The sequence below is a fragment of the Halostella litorea genome, assembly GCF_004785955.1.
Taxonomy (GTDB): Archaea; Halobacteriota; Halobacteria; order Halobacteriales; family Natronoarchaeaceae; genus Halostella; species Halostella litorea.
The window spans coordinates 340,672-356,414 of the sequence record NZ_SJER01000001.1 but is presented as its reverse complement, the minus strand read 5'-3'; the positions used below and the strand labels follow the sequence as shown (position 1 = coordinate 356,414).

Annotated in this window: 17 protein-coding genes; 9 read left to right on the top strand and 8 right to left on the bottom strand. The window is 69.8% G+C overall.

Annotated features, from left to right (window positions below):
• Positions 1-137: 137 nt before the first annotated feature.
• The 3 genes from EYW40_RS07245 to EYW40_RS07235 all read right to left on the bottom strand — a co-directional run bounded on the left by EYW40_RS07245 (position 138) and on the right by EYW40_RS07235 (position 2,225).
• A complete protein-coding gene (locus EYW40_RS07245; protein ID WP_135820954.1) occupies positions 138-719 on the bottom strand; it encodes a DUF2150 family protein in 582 nt (193 codons plus the stop codon).
• Positions 720-843: 124 nt separating this feature from the next.
• Positions 844-1,695, bottom strand: a complete 852-nt coding sequence (locus EYW40_RS07240; RefSeq protein WP_135820953.1) for a TatD family hydrolase — start codon at positions 1,693-1,695, stop codon at positions 844-846.
• 80 nt (positions 1,696-1,775) lie between these two features.
• Positions 1,776-2,225 (bottom strand): NYN domain-containing protein, encoded by a 450-nt coding sequence (locus EYW40_RS07235; RefSeq protein WP_135820952.1) that lies wholly within the window; start codon positions 2,223-2,225, stop codon positions 1,776-1,778.
• A gap of 268 nt (positions 2,226-2,493) precedes the next feature.
• Here EYW40_RS07235 and EYW40_RS07230 point away from each other — a divergent pair, with 268 nt between their 5' ends.
• The 3 genes from EYW40_RS07230 to gcvH all read left to right on the top strand — a co-directional run bounded on the left by EYW40_RS07230 (position 2,494) and on the right by gcvH (position 5,801).
• Entirely contained in the window at positions 2,494-4,098 is a 1,605-nt protein-coding gene (locus tag EYW40_RS07230; protein ID WP_135820951.1) for a S8 family serine peptidase, read from the top strand.
• A gap of 186 nt (positions 4,099-4,284) precedes the next feature.
• Positions 4,285-5,421: a glycine cleavage system aminomethyltransferase GcvT gene (gcvT, locus tag EYW40_RS07225; RefSeq protein ID WP_135820950.1), complete on the top strand. Its 1,137-nt coding sequence runs from the start codon at positions 4,285-4,287 to the stop codon at positions 5,419-5,421.
• Positions 5,418-5,801, top strand: coding sequence for a glycine cleavage system protein GcvH (gcvH, locus tag EYW40_RS07220; protein ID WP_135820949.1), 384 nt, complete (start codon positions 5,418-5,420; stop codon positions 5,799-5,801). The genes gcvT and gcvH overlap by 4 nt, the downstream gene beginning before the upstream one ends.
• A 21-nt stretch (positions 5,802-5,822) precedes the next feature.
• Here gcvH and EYW40_RS07215 read toward each other — a convergent pair whose 3' ends face one another.
• Positions 5,823-6,641 carry a TrmB family transcriptional regulator gene (locus EYW40_RS07215; protein ID WP_135820948.1) on the bottom strand — a complete coding sequence of 273 codons (819 nt, stop codon included), beginning with the start codon at positions 6,639-6,641 and terminating at the stop codon, positions 5,823-5,825.
• A 460-nt stretch (positions 6,642-7,101) separates the two neighbouring features.
• Here EYW40_RS07215 and EYW40_RS07210 point away from each other — a divergent pair, with 460 nt between their 5' ends.
• A complete protein-coding gene (locus EYW40_RS07210; protein ID WP_135820947.1) occupies positions 7,102-7,398 on the top strand; it encodes a HalOD1 output domain-containing protein in 297 nt (98 codons plus the stop codon).
• 21 nt (positions 7,399-7,419) lie between these two features.
• Here the strand turns inward: EYW40_RS07210 and EYW40_RS07205 are convergent, their stop codons facing one another.
• Positions 7,420-7,746 carry a DUF7344 domain-containing protein gene (locus tag EYW40_RS07205; protein ID WP_135820946.1) on the bottom strand — a complete coding sequence of 109 codons (327 nt, stop codon included), beginning with the start codon at positions 7,744-7,746 and terminating at the stop codon, positions 7,420-7,422.
• 232 nt (positions 7,747-7,978) lie between these two features.
• Between EYW40_RS07205 and gcvPA the strand changes: the two genes are divergently transcribed.
• Genes gcvPA through EYW40_RS07190 form a run of 3 tightly spaced genes read left to right on the top strand, consistent with a single transcriptional unit; the run spans position 7,979 to position 11,020 of the window.
• A complete protein-coding gene (gene gcvPA / locus EYW40_RS07200) occupies positions 7,979-9,316 on the top strand; it encodes an aminomethyl-transferring glycine dehydrogenase subunit GcvPA (RefSeq protein WP_135820945.1) in 1,338 nt (445 codons plus the stop codon).
• Positions 9,313-10,737 (top strand): aminomethyl-transferring glycine dehydrogenase subunit GcvPB, encoded by a 1,425-nt coding sequence (gene gcvPB / locus EYW40_RS07195; protein WP_135820944.1) that lies wholly within the window; start codon positions 9,313-9,315, stop codon positions 10,735-10,737. The genes gcvPA and gcvPB overlap by 4 nt, the downstream gene beginning before the upstream one ends.
• Before the next feature lie 37 nt (positions 10,738-10,774).
• On the top strand, positions 10,775-11,020 hold the full coding sequence (locus EYW40_RS07190) for a DUF8075 family protein (RefSeq protein ID WP_135820943.1): 246 nt from the start codon (positions 10,775-10,777) through the stop codon (positions 11,018-11,020).
• Between the two features lie 714 nt (positions 11,021-11,734).
• Here the strand turns inward: EYW40_RS07190 and EYW40_RS19915 are convergent.
• Positions 11,735-11,911: a DUF7838 family putative zinc beta-ribbon protein gene (locus tag EYW40_RS19915; RefSeq protein WP_202614471.1), complete on the bottom strand. Its 177-nt coding sequence runs from the start codon at positions 11,909-11,911 to the stop codon at positions 11,735-11,737.
• Positions 11,912-12,041: 130 nt separating this feature from the next.
• On the opposite strand from EYW40_RS19915, the gene EYW40_RS07185 reads away from it, so the two are divergent.
• On the top strand, positions 12,042-12,440 hold the full coding sequence (locus EYW40_RS07185; RefSeq protein ID WP_135820942.1) for a hypothetical protein: 399 nt from the start codon (positions 12,042-12,044) through the stop codon (positions 12,438-12,440).
• Between the two features lie 81 nt (positions 12,441-12,521).
• Positions 12,522-13,055, top strand: coding sequence for a cob(I)yrinic acid a,c-diamide adenosyltransferase (locus tag EYW40_RS07180; protein ID WP_135820941.1), 534 nt, complete (start codon positions 12,522-12,524; stop codon positions 13,053-13,055).
• Between the two features lie 10 nt (positions 13,056-13,065).
• On the opposite strand, the gene EYW40_RS07175 is transcribed toward EYW40_RS07180, so the two are convergent.
• Positions 13,066-14,790 (bottom strand): adenine deaminase C-terminal domain-containing protein, encoded by a 1,725-nt coding sequence (locus EYW40_RS07175; protein WP_135820940.1) that lies wholly within the window; start codon positions 14,788-14,790, stop codon positions 13,066-13,068.
• Positions 14,787-15,734 carry an MBL fold metallo-hydrolase gene (locus EYW40_RS07170; protein ID WP_135820939.1) on the bottom strand — a complete coding sequence of 316 codons (948 nt, stop codon included), beginning with the start codon at positions 15,732-15,734 and terminating at the stop codon, positions 14,787-14,789. Before EYW40_RS07170 ends, EYW40_RS07175 begins: the two co-directional genes overlap by 4 nt.
• Between the last annotated feature and the right edge of the window lie 9 nt (positions 15,735-15,743).

Genomic DNA, 15,743 nt, shown 5'->3' with positions numbered 1-15,743 from the left:
GGTGGTAGTCCCGGCGGGAGTAAAACACTTGTTGCCCGAGACAGGTCGGACCGCTGGTGGGTCGGGCGGCGCAAACGCCGTCGCTGGCCGCCCGGAACGCCGGAGAAAGGACTACGCCCGCGTATCGGGTCCCGGGGTCAGTCGTCGTCCTCTTCGACGACTTCGGGGTCGCTCATGGCACTTTGCAGGCTGTCGAGGCCGTTGACCCACTCCGTGACGAGCCCGTAGTCGACCTCCTCCGCCAGCGAGATGTCGAGTTCCTGCCCGTCGATGATCAGCGTGCCGGCCTGGGCGACGTAGCCGAGCGCGGCGTCGACGTTCTCCTCGGCCTCGGCGTCGGCCGCGGCGCGGACGTACTCCTCGACGCTCGCCTCGTCGGCGGGGCCGTCGGCGATGAACTCCTCCGCGGCGTAGAACACGCAGACGAGGCTGGTCTGGACGCCGTCGATGAGCATCAGCTTCTCCTCGTCCTCGAACTCGACCTCGCTCAGGACGATGTCGCGGATGTCGGCGATCTCTTCCAGGGCCTCCTCCTGCTCCAGTTGACCCTCGTCGTAGGCGGAGACGACCTTCGCCACGGCGATGGCGGCGTCGTCCTGCAGGTTGAGCAGGAGGCGCGCGGAGTCCTCGTCCTCGGGATCGATCTCCTCGTCCCTGATGCGGTCGACCCAGTTGTTCCAGCGGTCCTCGGAGTAGAACTCCTGCGGGGGCTCGCTCATACTTGAGGGTACATTGGCCGCTTGAAATGCCTTTCTCTCTCAGCGGTGCGTCCGACGCGATCCGACACGTCAGGGACGCGGCGTGTTCCGGCGTGCGTGGCGTCAGCGCGTGTCACACGCCGCGTCACGCCCCGTCGAGCGTCCCGCGGAGGTCCAGCCCGTACACCCGTTCGGGCGTCGTCACGTGGGCGCGCTCGACGGCGTCGTCGTACCCCTCCGACAGCAGCCAGCGGACGCGCCGCGGGACGGTTTTCGGCCCGAGCACCGCACCCGGCCGGTCAGGGTCGTCGACGAAGTCGGTCTCCATGAGGAACGGCTTGCCGGACTCCGCGGCCGTCTCCAGCCGTTCCTTCTCGCTCATCACGCTCGGCGTCGGGCCGGCGAGGCGGCCCGCGGCGTAGTGCTTGACGACGCGCTCGCGGGGCAGGCCGGCGTCCTCGGCCCACTCGGCCACCTCGGTGAGGTCCTCGCTGGCCTCGGTGTGCAGTTGGACCGCGCAGTCGACCGCCGCGCCGCGCTCGAAGGCGGTCCGCATCACCGCGTTGGAGGCTTCCCACACCGCGTCGCTCACGTCGTAGTGCGGGCGGCCGGACTTCAGCGCGACCGCGGGGCCGTCGGCGACGTACTCCGACGCGACTTCGATGCCGGCGGCCATCAGGTCGCGCGCGTCCGCCGGGGCCATGCCGCGGTCGTCGACGAGCCGCGAGATCAGTCCGGGATGGACGCCCAGAACCGGCCACGCGGTGCCGTCGAGGACGGCGCTCGCGCGCTCGACGACGGCGATGGTTCGGTCGAAGACGGCGCGGAAGTCCTCGCCGACCTTCGGTTCGACGCCGAGGTGCCACGACGGCTTGTTGACGACGAGCAGGTGGGTGCCGTCGCTGCGCGCGAAGTCCTCCACGGCGTCGATCCCGCGCCCGCGGTCCGGGTCGAGGTGGAGGTGGTTGTCCAGTATCGGCGTGTCGAGGTCGCTCATCGATAGCGGGTGGGAGCGCCAGCGACGAAAAGCCCGGCGGTCGTTCGCGGCGCGACGTGGGGTCGAGGGCGGTCCGCCGCCTACCCGTCCAGCGTGACCGCCTCGTCGGCGGCGTTGGCCAGCGCGTCCGAGTTGCCGTACTCGCCGGGCGCGATGGCGAGGGTCCGGACGCCGTTGCGGCCCGCCGTCTCAACGACCGGCTTGAAGTCCGTGTCCCGGGAGGCGACCGCCAGCGCGTCGATCCCGCCGTCGACGACTGCGGCGGCCGCGTCGACCGCGAGTTTCACGTCCACGTCGCCGCTGGTGACGACGACCTCGTACCCCCGGGCCTCCGCGGCCTGTATCAGCCCCGGCGTGGCGTGCTCGTCGACGTACAGCCGCGTGATCGCCAGGTCGCCGAACTCGTTTGCGGCGTCCCGCACGTCGTCCAAGTCCACGTCGAACTCGTCGCGCAACACGTTCGGGCCGTCGACGAACAGGCCGACCCGGGTTCCGCCGTCCCCGAACACCCGTCGCACCAATCCGGTCATGCGACCGGGTTGACGGCTGACGACGATAGGCGTGGCGGTCGCGGGTCGCCGCCGGTGCGCCGTCGGCGGCACCGTGATCGCGGGACGACAGCAGCCCGGACCTGTCGGCGACGGGGAATACGAACAACGTTGACAACGTTTGTTTTCGCGTCAGACGCGGCGTCCTGACGCGGAAATTAGCCACAGAACTCTAATTTTTAGTCCAGATATAACTTCTTACACGATTCAGAAAAGCTTAAATTATTAGTGTCAATACCTGTCATTCGCCATGTCAGATGATGGCACTCACCGATGGTCACGACGTACGTTCATCAAGGCGACGGGAGCCGCCGGCGCGTTGGGCGCGCTGGGCGGGGTCACGGCGGCGACGCCGGGGCGGGAACCGGGGCCGAAGAAAGACGAGATACTCGTCGGCGTGTCGGCGAGCGCCGACGAGCTGGAGGGGACCGTTCGGAGCGCCGTCCCGGGGAACGCCCGGGTCGTCCACAAGAACGAGAAACTCCGGTACGTGGCGGTGGAGTTCCCGAGCAGGGCCGCCGACGTCGCCCGCGAGAACTTCGTCGAGGCGGTCACGAAAAAGGAGGAGGTCAAGTACGCCGAGCCGAACGCGACGGTGCAGGCGTTCTACACGCCGAACGACCCGCAGTTCGGCAGCCAGTACGCGCCCCAGCAGGTCAACGCGCCGGGCGCGTGGGACACCACCCTCGGCGACTCGTCCGTAACGATCGCCGTGGTCGACCAGGGGGTCCAGTACGACCACCCGAACCTGGAGGGGAACATGGACGGGAGCGTCTCGAACTACGGCCGGGACTTCCCCGACAGCGACGGCGACCCCTACCCCGTCAACGCCGACGAGAACCACGGCACCCACGTCGGCGGCATCGCGGCGGGCGGGACCGACAACGGCACGGGCCACGCCGGCATCAGCAACTGTTCGATACTCAGCGCCCGCGCGCTTGACGAGAGCGGGAGCGGGTCCCTGTCGGACATCGCGGACGCGATCACCTGGTCGGCCGACCAGGGCGTGGACGTGATCAACCTCTCGCTGGGCGGCGGCGGCTACACGGACACGATGAAAAACGCCGTCTCCTACGCCTACGACAACGGCACGCTGCCGGTCGCCGCGGCCGGCAACGACTACGGGAGCCCCGTCTCCTACCCGGCGGCCTACGACGAGTGTCTCGCCGTCTCGGCGCTGAACGAGAGCGAGTCGCTCGCGAACTACTCCAACAAGGGGAGCAACGTCGAACTCGCCGCGCCGGGGTCGAACGTGCTGTCGACGGTGCCGTTCGGCAACTACGAGGAGCTGTCCGGCACGTCGATGGCGTCGCCGGTCGTCGCCGGCGTCGCCGGGCTGGCGCTCTCGTCGTGGGACCTCACGGCGGCCGACCTGCGGAGCCACCTCAAGAGCACCGCCGTGGACGTCGGGCTCCCGGCCGAGGAGCAGGGGAGCGGCCGCGTCGACGCCGACAACGCCGTCAACACGCAACCCGGCGACGGCGGAGACGGCGGAGACGGCGGGGACGGTGGCGACGGCGGCGACGGCGGCGGCGATTCGACCACCTCCTCGATTTCGGACTCCCTGTCGAGCTACTGGGACTCGGACTGCTGGTCCTACGGCTGGGAGTTCTCCTCGACGAGTCAGGTCGTCGTCGAACTCGACGGGCCGAGCGACGCCGACTTCGACCTGTACGCCAACACCGGAAACTCGGACTGTCCGTCGACGACCGACTACGACTACCGCTCGTGGACCACCGACAGCCAGGAGTCGATCACCGTCGACAACCCCGACACGTCGACGGACCTGCACCTGCTCGTCGACGTCTACAGCGGCAGCGGCGACTACACGCTGACGATCACCGAGAAGAGCTAACGCGTCCGCCGACCGCCCCCGACCGGGCGGGCGAGCGGTCGAGGCACCCCGAACCCGACGCGCCGTCTCGCTTTTTTCCGACCGACGAGGGTCGCTATCGTTTCCCCGGTCGAGCGTCGATTCCGTCCGCCGGCCGGGGCGTCGCGGATACGAAAACATTACTTCCCGGCGGCCGACGGTCCGGGTATGCCCCGACGGAGGCCGCCGCTGTACGCGGTCCACGACGAGCGCGACGCGTCGTTCACCGACTTCGGCGGCTGGGAGATGCCGGTCGAGTTCGACTCCATCCGGACCGAACACGAGGCCGTCCGCGAGGAAGCGGGGGTCTTCGACGTCTCGCACATGGGCGAGGTCACCGTCACCGGCCCGGACGCGACGGCGCTGACCCAGCGCCTCGTCACCAACGACGTGGCGGCGCTCGACCCGGGCGACTCCCAGTACGCGGCGATCACCGACGAGGACGGCGCGATCCTCGACGACACCGTCGTCTACCGGCTCCCCGACGACGGGGGGCGGCTTCCGGCGGTGGGCGGCGACCCGTCCCCGGCCGACGCCGACGGCCCGACGTACCTGTTCGTGCCCAACGCCGGCCACGACGCGGAGGCCGTCGACCGCTGGACGTCCCACCGGGACGAGTGGGGGCTGGACGCGACGGTGACGAACCGGACCGAATCCTTCGGCATGTTCGCCGTCCAGGGCCCCGAGGCCGCCGGCCTCGTCGACGACGCCGCGGCCGACCCGGTCACCGACCTCTCGCGGTTCGAGGCGCGGTGGGTGACCGTCGCCGGCGTCGACTGCTGGGTCGCCCGGACCGGCTACACCGGCGAGGACGGCTTCGAACTGATCGTCCCGTGGGACGACGCCGAGACGGTCTGGGCGGCGCTGGACTGCCAGCCCTGCGGGCTCGGCGCGCGGGACACGCTCCGCATCGAGGCAGGCTTTCTCCTGTCGGGGCAGGACTTCGACCCCGCGGAGAACCCGCGGACGCCGTACGAGGCCGGCATCGGCTTCACCGTGAAGCTGGACACCGAGTTCGTCGGCCGCGACGCGCTCGCGGCCCAGCAGGAGGCCGGCGTCGACGAGCGGTTCGTCGGCCTCACGCTGACCGAACGGGGCGTCCCGCGGCACGGCTACGAGATCACCGACCCGGACGGCGAGGCCATCGGGACGGTCACCAGCGGGACGATGAGTCCCACGCTCGACGAACCGATCGGGCTCGGCTACGTCCCGGTCGAGTACGACGAGCCGGGCACCGAGATACGGGTGGTCGTCCGCGACCGCCCGAAGGAAGCGCGGATTAGCGACACACCCTTCATACAATGAGCTTCGACGCACCCGACGACCGCGGCTACATGGAATCGCACGAGTGGGCGCTGAACGACGACGGCACCGTCCGCGTCGGCATCTCCGACTTCGCGCAGGACGAACTCGGCGACGTGGTGTTCGTCGAGGTGCCCGACGTCGGCGACGACGTGACCAAGGGCGAGGAGTTCGGCGTCATCGAGAGCATCAAGGCCGTCTCGGACCTGTACGCGCCCGTCTCGGGCGAGGTGACGGCCGTCAACGAGGCGCTGTTCGACGCGCCCGAACTGGTCAACGACGACCCCTTCGGCGAGGGGTGGATGCTGGAGATAGCCGCCGCGGACGAGGGCGAACTCGACGACCTCATGTCGGCCGCGGAGTACCGCGAACAGGTGGAGTGACCGGCCGGGGACGCCCCGGGGTCAGTCGTCCGCGGACGGGTCCCGGTCCGTCAGGAGCCCCTGTGCCATCAGCCGCCGCGAGATCACGACGAGCCCGTTGCCGAACCCCGTCCCGAAGACGGCCTGCTCCTCGCCGGTCTCCGGAATGATCGTACTGACGAGGATCGTCGACCGGTCGACCAGCAGGAGGCGGCCGATCGCCGTCTCGTGGTCCCCGTCGCTCCCGTCGTCCTCGCTCTGGAGCCAGTCCAGCCCCGAGACGAACGTCTCGGCGTTCGGAACGGCGTCCTCGACCCGCTTTCGCAGGTCGTCGGTCACCGCGCCGACCAGCAGGTCGGTCCCCTCGCCGACGGCGTTCAGCGCGTCGACCAGGCCCTCCGTCAGGAGTCCCTGGCTGGCGACGACCAGCACTACCTCCGTCTCGGCCTCCTCGATGAGCTCGTGCGCCCGGTTCGCGACGGCCGTCTTCCCGGACATCGACCACACCTCCTGAACGGGGTCGTCGTCCCCGGCGTCGACCGGCTCGGCCGCGGCGAGCGCGTTCCGGAGGCGGTCCACGCGGCTCTCGTACTGGGTTCGGAGCGTCTCCGTCGCCTCGTCGAGCGGCACCGCCCGGAACCGCTGCGGGCTGGTGTGTTGTACCTCCACGAGTCCCTGCGCCTCCAGCACGCGTATCGCGTCGTAGATGCGCGTCCGGGGCACGTCGACGACCTCGCTCAACTGCTTTGCCGTGCTTGTCGACATGCGCGTCAGCCCCACGAAGCACTTCGCCTCGTACTCCTTGAGGCCGAACTGCTGAAGCACGTCTATCGCCTCCTCAACCGTGTTCTCCCTAACCATGTGTCCCAACCTTCGAACCGGGGTGACCCGGTAGTCCCCGGAGTTTCTCCCCCGAGGCAGATAGGCGTTGTTACTGTAAGCCGGCGTTCACGGCGACGGCACGGACGGCGGAGCAGTCGGGCGTGCCCGTAGCGACACGCCGGGGGACGTATGGTCGGTTACCCGTCACCCACTACGCGTCGGTCGTACCGTCTCCGAAGCCGGGGACGTCATCCCCGTCCGACACGCTGTACCACGGCCCAGTCAAGCCGTTTACTCAGTTGATCACAAAATCGTTATACGCAGGGAGCGCGAGCGACTAACTGGCACGCGGCCCGGAAATGTGTCCCAACCACTGATCCGCTGCGTGCCGACTCCGTCCGCATTTCGCGGCGGAGTTTCTCGAACGGTCTCCGTGTAACTCGAATAGGAACAACAGTGACACGAACACTATTGTCGCGGTGTCCCGTGTGTCCACTCGATGGCCGACGGAGGACCCGCTCCCGACGACAGCACGGTTCGTCGCCGCTACGAGTGGTCGACGACGTCGCCGACCGTCGCCGTCGCCGAGACGGTTGCGGACGCGGCCGGCAGGGACCCCACGGCGCTGCCGCCGCTGTTCGGTGACGTCGACGCGGCCGCACTCGACGCGTTTCTCCGGTCGGACGGGACGGCGGATCCGACGGTGTCGTTCACTTCGGGGGGCTACGAGATAACCGTCCGCGGGGGCGGACTGGTGCTCGTGCGGCCCGCCGACGGTCGAACGTCGACGGACTGACCCCACGCTGCGTCGCCACCGTCAGTCGTCGGCGGGAGCCAGTTCGAGCAAGGCCTCCAGCGACGCGGCGGTCCGTTCGTCCGGTTCGTACCGGGCAGTCCGGGCCTCGGCGTCGTACGTGACGATCCCCTGGGACGCCAGTTTCGGCAGGTGCACGTGGTGAAGCTGGATCACGACGGTTTCCTTGTCCCGGGGCCGCTCGCCGTCCGGCGGGGGTTTGTACACCTTCTCGGCGAGTTCGTCCAACGACACCGGCCTCGGATCCCTGGACTGCAGGTGTTCGACCACCCGCCGTCTGTCGCAGTCTTCGAGCAATCCCATCCGTATCAGCCGCTGGTCAACGTCCATCGTGTGCTAATAAGTGACGCACACGGTTCAGGAGTTGCGGTTTTAACACTATCCGAGGTATTGATTAACCGAGTCACAACCCGCCCGCCGGGGTGAACGGGGACCGCGCCAAACCGGGGCCATCATAAGGACCGGGTCGTTAGGTGTCCATACCCGTGCTTTCGACCATCGCCCGCGGTCCGTCGCGGGCCACGCGACTTTCTCTCCCCGGCAACGGGACTTCCAGCCAACCATGACCGGACACGACACAGCGGCAGGCAGCCCGTTCGCACCGCACACGCCAGAGGAAACCGCCGCGATGCTCGACGCCGTCGGCGTCGACGACGAGGCGGATCTGTTCGACATCCCCGACGCGGTCCGCTTCGACGGCGAGTTCGGCATCGAGCAGCGCAGCGAGCGCGCGGTCAGGCGCGAACTCCGCGGGACGCTCGGCGACAACGACGACCTGACGGAGTTCCTCGGCCGGGGGCACTACGACCACTACGTGCCCTCGCCCGTCGACCACCTCTCGCTCCGCTCGGAGTTTCTCACGTCCTACACCCAGTACCAGCCCGAGATCACGCAGGGTTTCCTGCAGGTGCTGTTCGAGTACCAGTCGATGCTCGTCGAGTTGACCGGCCTCGGGATCGCCAACTGCTCGATGTACGACGCCGCGACGGCGCTCGGCGAGGCCGCGACGCTGGCCGACCGCGTCCGCGCGACCAGCGGCCACCGCGTCCTCGTCCCCGAACTGCTCCGCGAGGAGCGCCGCGACGTGCTGGAGAACTACGTCGCTGGCACCGACCTCGTCGTCGAGGACGTGCCCGACGACGACGGCAACCTCGACGTGGACGCGCTGGCCGACCTCGCGGACGACGAGACGGTGATGGTGTACGCCGAGAACCCCTCGGTCCGCGGGACGATAGAGGAGCGACTCGCCGAGATAGGCGACCTCGCGGACGACCACGACGCGCTGTTCGTCCTCGGCACCGATCTCGTCGCGCTGGGCCTGCTCCAGCGGCCGGCCGACGTGGGCGCCGACGTCGTCGTCGGCGACGCCAGCCTCGGCCTCCCGACGAGTTACGGGATGGGGATGGGCCTCTTCGCCACCCGCGAGGAGTACGTCCGGCAGGTGCCGGGGCGCCTCGTCGGCGCGAGCGACGACGAGTCCGGCCGCCGGGCGTACACGCTCACGCTCCAGACCCGCGAGCAGCACATCCGCCGGGAGCGCGCGACGAGCAACATCTGCACGAACCAGGCGTGGGTCGCGCTCCGCACGGCGATCCACGTCGCCTCGCTCGGCCCCTCGGGGCTGGTCGACCTCGCCGAGACCTGCGTGACCGAGGCCCGCGACCTCGCGAGCGCGGTCGACGACGTCGACGGCGTGCAGGCCCCCGTCCACGACCGCCACCACTTCCGGGAGTTCGTCGCCCACACCGACCAGCCCGCGCCGGCGGTCGCCGACGATCTGGAGGCCGAGGGCTTCGCGGTCCACGCCCTCGGCGACCACGAACTGCAGTTCTGCGTCACGGACGCCAACGCCGGGTCGACCGATGAACTGGTCGCCGCCCTCGGGGAGGTGGCCCGATGACGACGTTCGACCAGGCTCGCTGGTCGGACGACGACGGCGACGGCTACGAGCCGCTCCTCTCGGAGAAGGACGCGACCGAAGTCGACACGGACGGGTCGCCGCTCCCCGACGACCTCACCCGCGACGCCGTCGAACTCCCCGAACTCTCCGAGCCCGAGATCGCCCGCCACTACACGCGGCTCTCGGAGATGAACTACGGCGTCGACAGCGGGCCGTACCCGCTCGGGTCGTGCACGATGAAGTACAACCCCAAGTTCACGGAGGACGTGGCGGCGCTGCCCGACGCCGCGGTCCACCCGGACCGCTCGGAGGGCTCCGTGCAGGGCTCGCTCGAACTCCTCTACGACCTGCAGGACTACCTCGCCCGCATCGGCGGGATGGACGCCGTCACGCTCCAGCCCCCGGCCGGCGCGGCCGGCGAGTTCACCGGCATCCTGGTCGCGAAGGCGTACCACGAGGCCAACGGCGAGGGGGACCGCAACGAGGTGATCGTCCCCGAGAGCGCCCACGGCACCAACTTCGCCAGCGCGGCGCTCGGCGGCTACGACGTCGTGGAACTCCCCGGCGGCGACGACGGGCGCGTCGACCTAGAGGCCCTCGAAGCCGCGCTCTCGGAGGACACCGCGGCGCTGATGCTCACCAACCCCAACACGCTCGGCCTCTTCGAGCGCGACATCGAGGAAATCGCCGATATGGTCCACGACGTGGGCGGCCTGCTGTACTACGACGGCGCCAATCTGAACGCGCTGCTCGGCCGCGCCCGCCCCGGCGACATGGGCTTCGACATCATGCACTACAACGTCCACAAGACGTTCGCCACGCCCCACGGCGGCGGCGGCCCCGGTGCCGGCCCGGTCGGCGTCGTCTCCGACCTCGAACCGTTCCTCCCGACCCCGCGGGTCCGCGAGGGCGAGGACGGGTACGAACTGTTCGAACCGGCGGAGACGATCGGCAAGGTCCACGGCTTCCAGGGCAACTGGCTCGTGCTGGTGAAGGCGTACGCCTACATCGCCCGGCTCGGCGACGCGGGCCTGCGCGACGCCAGCGCGAAGGCCGTCCTCAACGCCAACTACCTCGGCGAGCGGATCGACTACGACGTGCCGTACGGCCCGTACCACCACGAGTTCGTCGCCAGCGCCGGCGACCAGGACGCCGCCGACGTCGCAAAGCGCATGCTTGACTACGGCGTCCACCCGCCGACGACGAAGTGGCCGGAGATCGTCCCCGAGGCGCTGATGACCGAGCCGACGGAGATCGAGAACCGCGAGACGCTGGACCAGCTCGCGGCTGCGTTCGACGCCGTCGCGGACGAGGACGACGACGCGCTCGCGTCCGCCCCCGAGCGGACGGCGGCGCGGCGGATCGACCAGACCTCGGCGGCCCGCGACCTGCGCCTCTCCTGGCAGTCCCTGGAGGAGTAGGCCCGCCGTTTTGGGGCTCGCGGCCGTACCTCGGCCCGTGCCGGTGATCCACTTCGAGACCGCCGACTCGGCCGAGCGGACGCAGATCGGCGAGGGGATCGTGAAGTTCGCCGTGGCCGCCGGTCGGCTGGAGACCGGGCGGGACGGCGGGAAGTACTTCCTCCTGCACGACGACGGCTGTGCGGTCGACGGCGACCCCATCGAGGCGGGCGACTCGTTTTTCTTCGACACGGACGCGGGCGACGTGCTCTGTGAGCGCCATGGCAGCGAGCGTCGCGGATAGCGCTCGTATCCCTCGATTCGCGGCGACGACGGTACTGAGGGGCTACAAGCCAGATCCCCCGAATTTGATATAGCTGTATGTAATTTACCAGTTCCTGAACTGCCGCGCTTTCCGCCCCAAACAGGCCTGATATCGTCGAGATCCGTCAACGCGACCGAGGGACGTGTCTCGAACGATATCCCGGGGGTCACGGCGACGAAGAGGGTCACGGACGGATGTCCAGCCGTTTCGTTCAGCGACGTACTGAAACGCGGATGGCACCGGCGACCGCGCACAACCGCCGAAACCATGCTGGGTGAACGCGGACGCCGACGGGGAATCGTTCGGAGTCTCGTCATTGCCACAGCAGGTTCGCGACGCTTCCCGACGACCACCGGGGATCCGACTCCGTTCTCTGAATCAGTTCCCGATCCGTGACCGTCGGTCGCTGCTAGAATCCAGACAGCACCACTCGCTCGATTCCGTCGGTACGGTCCCGGGAGCGGAGCGACGGATCGTGATCCGGCCGGCGAGTCCCGCCTCAACTCGCTACTCATCTATGTATCGTCTCTCATTTGTGACATTTTCGTCACGCGGACGGAAAGCAACGATAAGTGATACGCGCACGCGAGGGAGCGCGACACGAGAGGCCGGGGCGACGCTGGCGCTTCCAGGACGAAACGGAAAGAACGGTGTTGCTGGTTCGGCGCTGGTCGGCCTCGAAGTCCGGTGAAGTTACGCCTCGACGTCCGCGTCGCTGGAGTCGATGCCGTCGATCAGGACGAACGCGTAGTCACACTCCGGGCAGCGCCACTTGACCTTCTCGCCGAGGTGGAGGTTCGTGCTCGCGGCGCGCCAGAACGTCCGGTCGTCCTCGCAGGACGGACAGTAGTGGTCGAGCTCCTGAGCCATGGCCGGCGGTACCGGCGGGACGGAGTTTAACATGTTGGTTTCGAGCGGTTCGACGGGAGCGTGTAAATCACATATCGATATACCGAATGTTCCCTGAGCGTATTTGGCGCTCGTCGTGGTAGTTCGATCCGTGATAGTGGACCTCTACCAGTACAAACACGAGGAAGTCCAGTTCGACGACAACCGGACGACGGGGGAGTCCCAGACGGAGGACTCCCTCGACAAGGGCGGCGAGGAGTACTTCGGCGCGGACGTCGAGGAGTTCGAGGGCGACACCTGGGAGACCGTGGAGTACGACGGCGACCCGATCCAGCGCCGCGAGATATCGGTGACGGGGGTCACCGCCGTCTCCGTCCCGGCGGACCCGACCGACGAGGGCGACGGGGACCTCCCCGGTTCGACGGTCCAGCTCCGGCTCGGCGGCGGCGTCGAACACGTCGAACACGCCGCGGTGATCGAGGCACAGGACCCGAACCCGCAGGGCGAGGAGCCGGCCGGGAAGGTCTCGGTGGACGACGAGGCGGAGTAATCCGGACACGGCGCTTGCGTCCCCGGACTCGCTGACGGGTTCGCGGTGGATACTAAGTGCGGGCCGACCGTGGGTGGACGCATGAAGATCTACACCGGCCGCGGCGACGAGGGGATGACGGACCTGCGGGACATGTCCCGCGTCTCGAAGACCAGCGCGCGGATCGAGGCCTACGGCACGGTCGACGAACTGAACGCGCTGGTCGGGACGGTGACGCCGACGGGCCACGACGACGTCGACGAGAAGCTGACCGGCGTCCAGAACCACCTCCACGTCGTGCAGGCCGACCTGGCGAACCCGGACCCCGACGAGGGCGACCCCGTGGTGGCCGAGGAACACGTCGACCGGGTCGAGTCGTGGATCGACGGGTACGACGACGAACTGGAGCCTCTGGAGTCCTTCATCCTCCCCGGCGGCAGCGAGAAGGGGGCGCGGCTCCACCACGCGCGGACGGTCTGTCGCCGCGCGGAGCGACGCGTCGTAGCGCTGGCGGGCGAGGAGGAGATAAACGACTTCGCCGTCGAGTACCTGAACCGCCTCTCGGACGGCCTCTTTACGTTCGCCCGCGTCGTCAACGAGCGCGAGGGGATCACCGGCGAGAGCCCGACGTACTGACGCGCGGGCGCTACTCGTCGGGCGTCAGCCCGACCACGTCGCGCTCGAACACGTCCGCGTAGCCCGACGTCGTCAGCTTCAGCGACGGCACGCCGAGGAAATCAAGGGTCTGGACCGCCAGCAGCGGCCGGGCGACGTCGGCCCCCAGCCCGCGGACCGCCTCGTCGACCGCGGCGAACCGCTCCGCGGTCTCGGCGACGGGCCGGTCCGACGCGACGCCGGCGACGCGGAGCGGGAGGTCGGCCAGGACTTCGCCGTCCCGGACGGCCGCCCAGCCGCCGCCCATCTCCGCGACGCGGCCGACCGCCCGCGCCATCGCGTCGTCGTCGACGCCGACGACGGCGACGGCGGGCGTCTCCCAGGAGAGGCTCGTCGCGGCGGCGCCCGACTCCAGCCCGAGGCCGGCGATGAAGCCGGTGAAAGCGGCGTCCTCGCCCGGTCGGCGGTCGAGCAGGGCGGCCTTCGCCACGTCGTCCGCGGGCGCCGCAGTCAGCGCGTCGCCGTCGACCACCGGACGGACGGTCGTCTCGGTCGTGATCAGCCCGTGGCGGTACGCGAGCGCGCGGACCGCGCCGTCCCGCGCGGCGCGTTCGGGCACGCGGAACGTCTCCGGCGTCGGGGAGAGGGCGACGGAGTCGTAGAACGCGTCCGGGTAGTCGTGGTCCCGCGGGCCGACCGTCGCGCTCCCGTCCCGGACGACGACGTCGCCGCCGGCGACGACCGCGTCGACGGCGACCGATTCGAGGTCGTCCAGCACGAGGATGTCGGCGACGTTGCCGGGCGCGACCGAGCCGCGGGCGTCGAGCCCGAAGTGTCGGGCGGGCGCGAGCGTCGCCATCCGGATGGCTTCTGCCGGGTCGACGCCGTGGTCGATCACCCGACGGACCGCACCGTCCATCGCCTCGCCGTCGGCCAGCGCGGCCGGCCAGACGCCGTCGGTCGACAGCGAGAAATCGGCGTCGTGACGCGCGACGGCGTCGGCGATGGCCTCGCTGTCGTCCCGGACGGAGCCGCTCCGGCCGACCGGGTGGATCCCGCGTTCGAGGCGGTCGGTCACCTCCTCGCCCGCGATGGCTTCGTGGTCGTTGTCGACGACCGTCGCGAAGGCGCTGAGCTTCTCGTCGGCGCAGCCGGCCCCGTGGCCGATGACGCGCTTCCCGCGCTCGTGGGCGCGGTCGTACAGTTCGTCGGCGGGCGATTCCCGGCCGACGACGTGGACCCAGTCGGACTCGCCGACGCCGACCACGCGATCGTCGTCGAGCAGGTCGAGCAGGGCGGCCCGGGTCGCCTCGTCCGCTGGCTCGCCGAACGTGTCGAAGAAGGCGTGGGGCGGCACCGTGGGTCGGACGGCGACCGGGAGGTCGGCCGCGGCGGCCAGCAGTTCGCGGACGCCGTCGGCACCGAACGCGCCGCCGATAGCCGAAGCCTCGGTCACCACCGCCGTCGTCCCGCCCTCCAGCAGGCTCGGGTACGCCGTCTCGACGGTCTGGAACACGTCGACGTGCGTATGCGCATCGACGAACCCCGGGACGACGGCCCGGCCCTCGGCGTCGACGACAACGGTGTCGTCGCCGACGACGGCGCTCGCGTCCTCGGGGAGGGCGGCGACCCGGTCGCCGACGACCGCCACGTCGCGCTCGCGGAACTCGCCCGTCTCGGTCAGCAGGACGCGGCCGTGTTGGACGACCAGGTCCGCGGTGCCCGCGCCGAGTGCGACCGCCTGATCCCGCCTCATGCGCGCTCGTACACCACCACGCCGCCGCGCTCGGAGCGGGTCACCTCGCCGCGGAGTTCGAGCACGTCGAGGTGGCCGACCGCCTCGCTCATGCCGGGGAACAGTTCGGTCAGCGGCAGGTCGCCGAACAGTTCCTCCATCACGTCCACGGCGGTCGTCTTCCCGTCGACCGCCGCGAGCACGTTCTCGGTGCGGTCCTCGTGTTCGGCCCGGATGTCGGCGATGCGCTCGGACGGCGAGTCGATGATCTCCCGGTGACCGGGGAGGACGCGGTCGTAGCCGACCTCTCGCAGGGAGTCCAGCGAGTCGTTGAACGCCGGGAGGACGCGCGGGCGCTCGTCGCCCCGCTCCAGCGGCGGCTGGAGCAGCGGGTTCGGCGTGATGTCGGGGAGCACCTGGTCGCCGACGACCGCCTCCCGGCCGTCGGCGCCGTCGTACTCGAAGACGAGTTCGCCCTGGGCGTGGCCCGCGGCGGCCCGGACGTCGACCGGCTCGTCGGCGACGGTGATCCGGTCGCCGTCGGCGAGGACCCGGTCCGTCTCGCAGGAGGGCGCGTACTCAAGATACACCTCGGGGAGTTCGAGCACGGACTCGGCGGTCGACCGGGCCATCCCGTGGCGCTCGAAGCAGTCGACGAAGAACTCCTGTTCGTACGCCAGCCGTCCGGCGAAGTCGCCGACGATGTCGGCCGACGCCTCGCTGGCGATGATCCGCGCGCCCGACTCCCGGAAGCGGTTCGCGAGGCCGAAGTGGTCGGGATGCGGGTGGGTGACAAGCACCCGCTCGACGTCGCCGGGCGCGAGGTCGCGCTTTTCCAGTTCCGCGAGGAGGGCCGACCACGCCTCCTCGCTGTCCGGGCCGGGGTCGACGAGCGTCCGGCCGGCGAGGTAGGCGTTGACCGGCCCCACCTGGAACGGCGTCGGGATGGAGAGCCGACTGAACATTATGCCCTC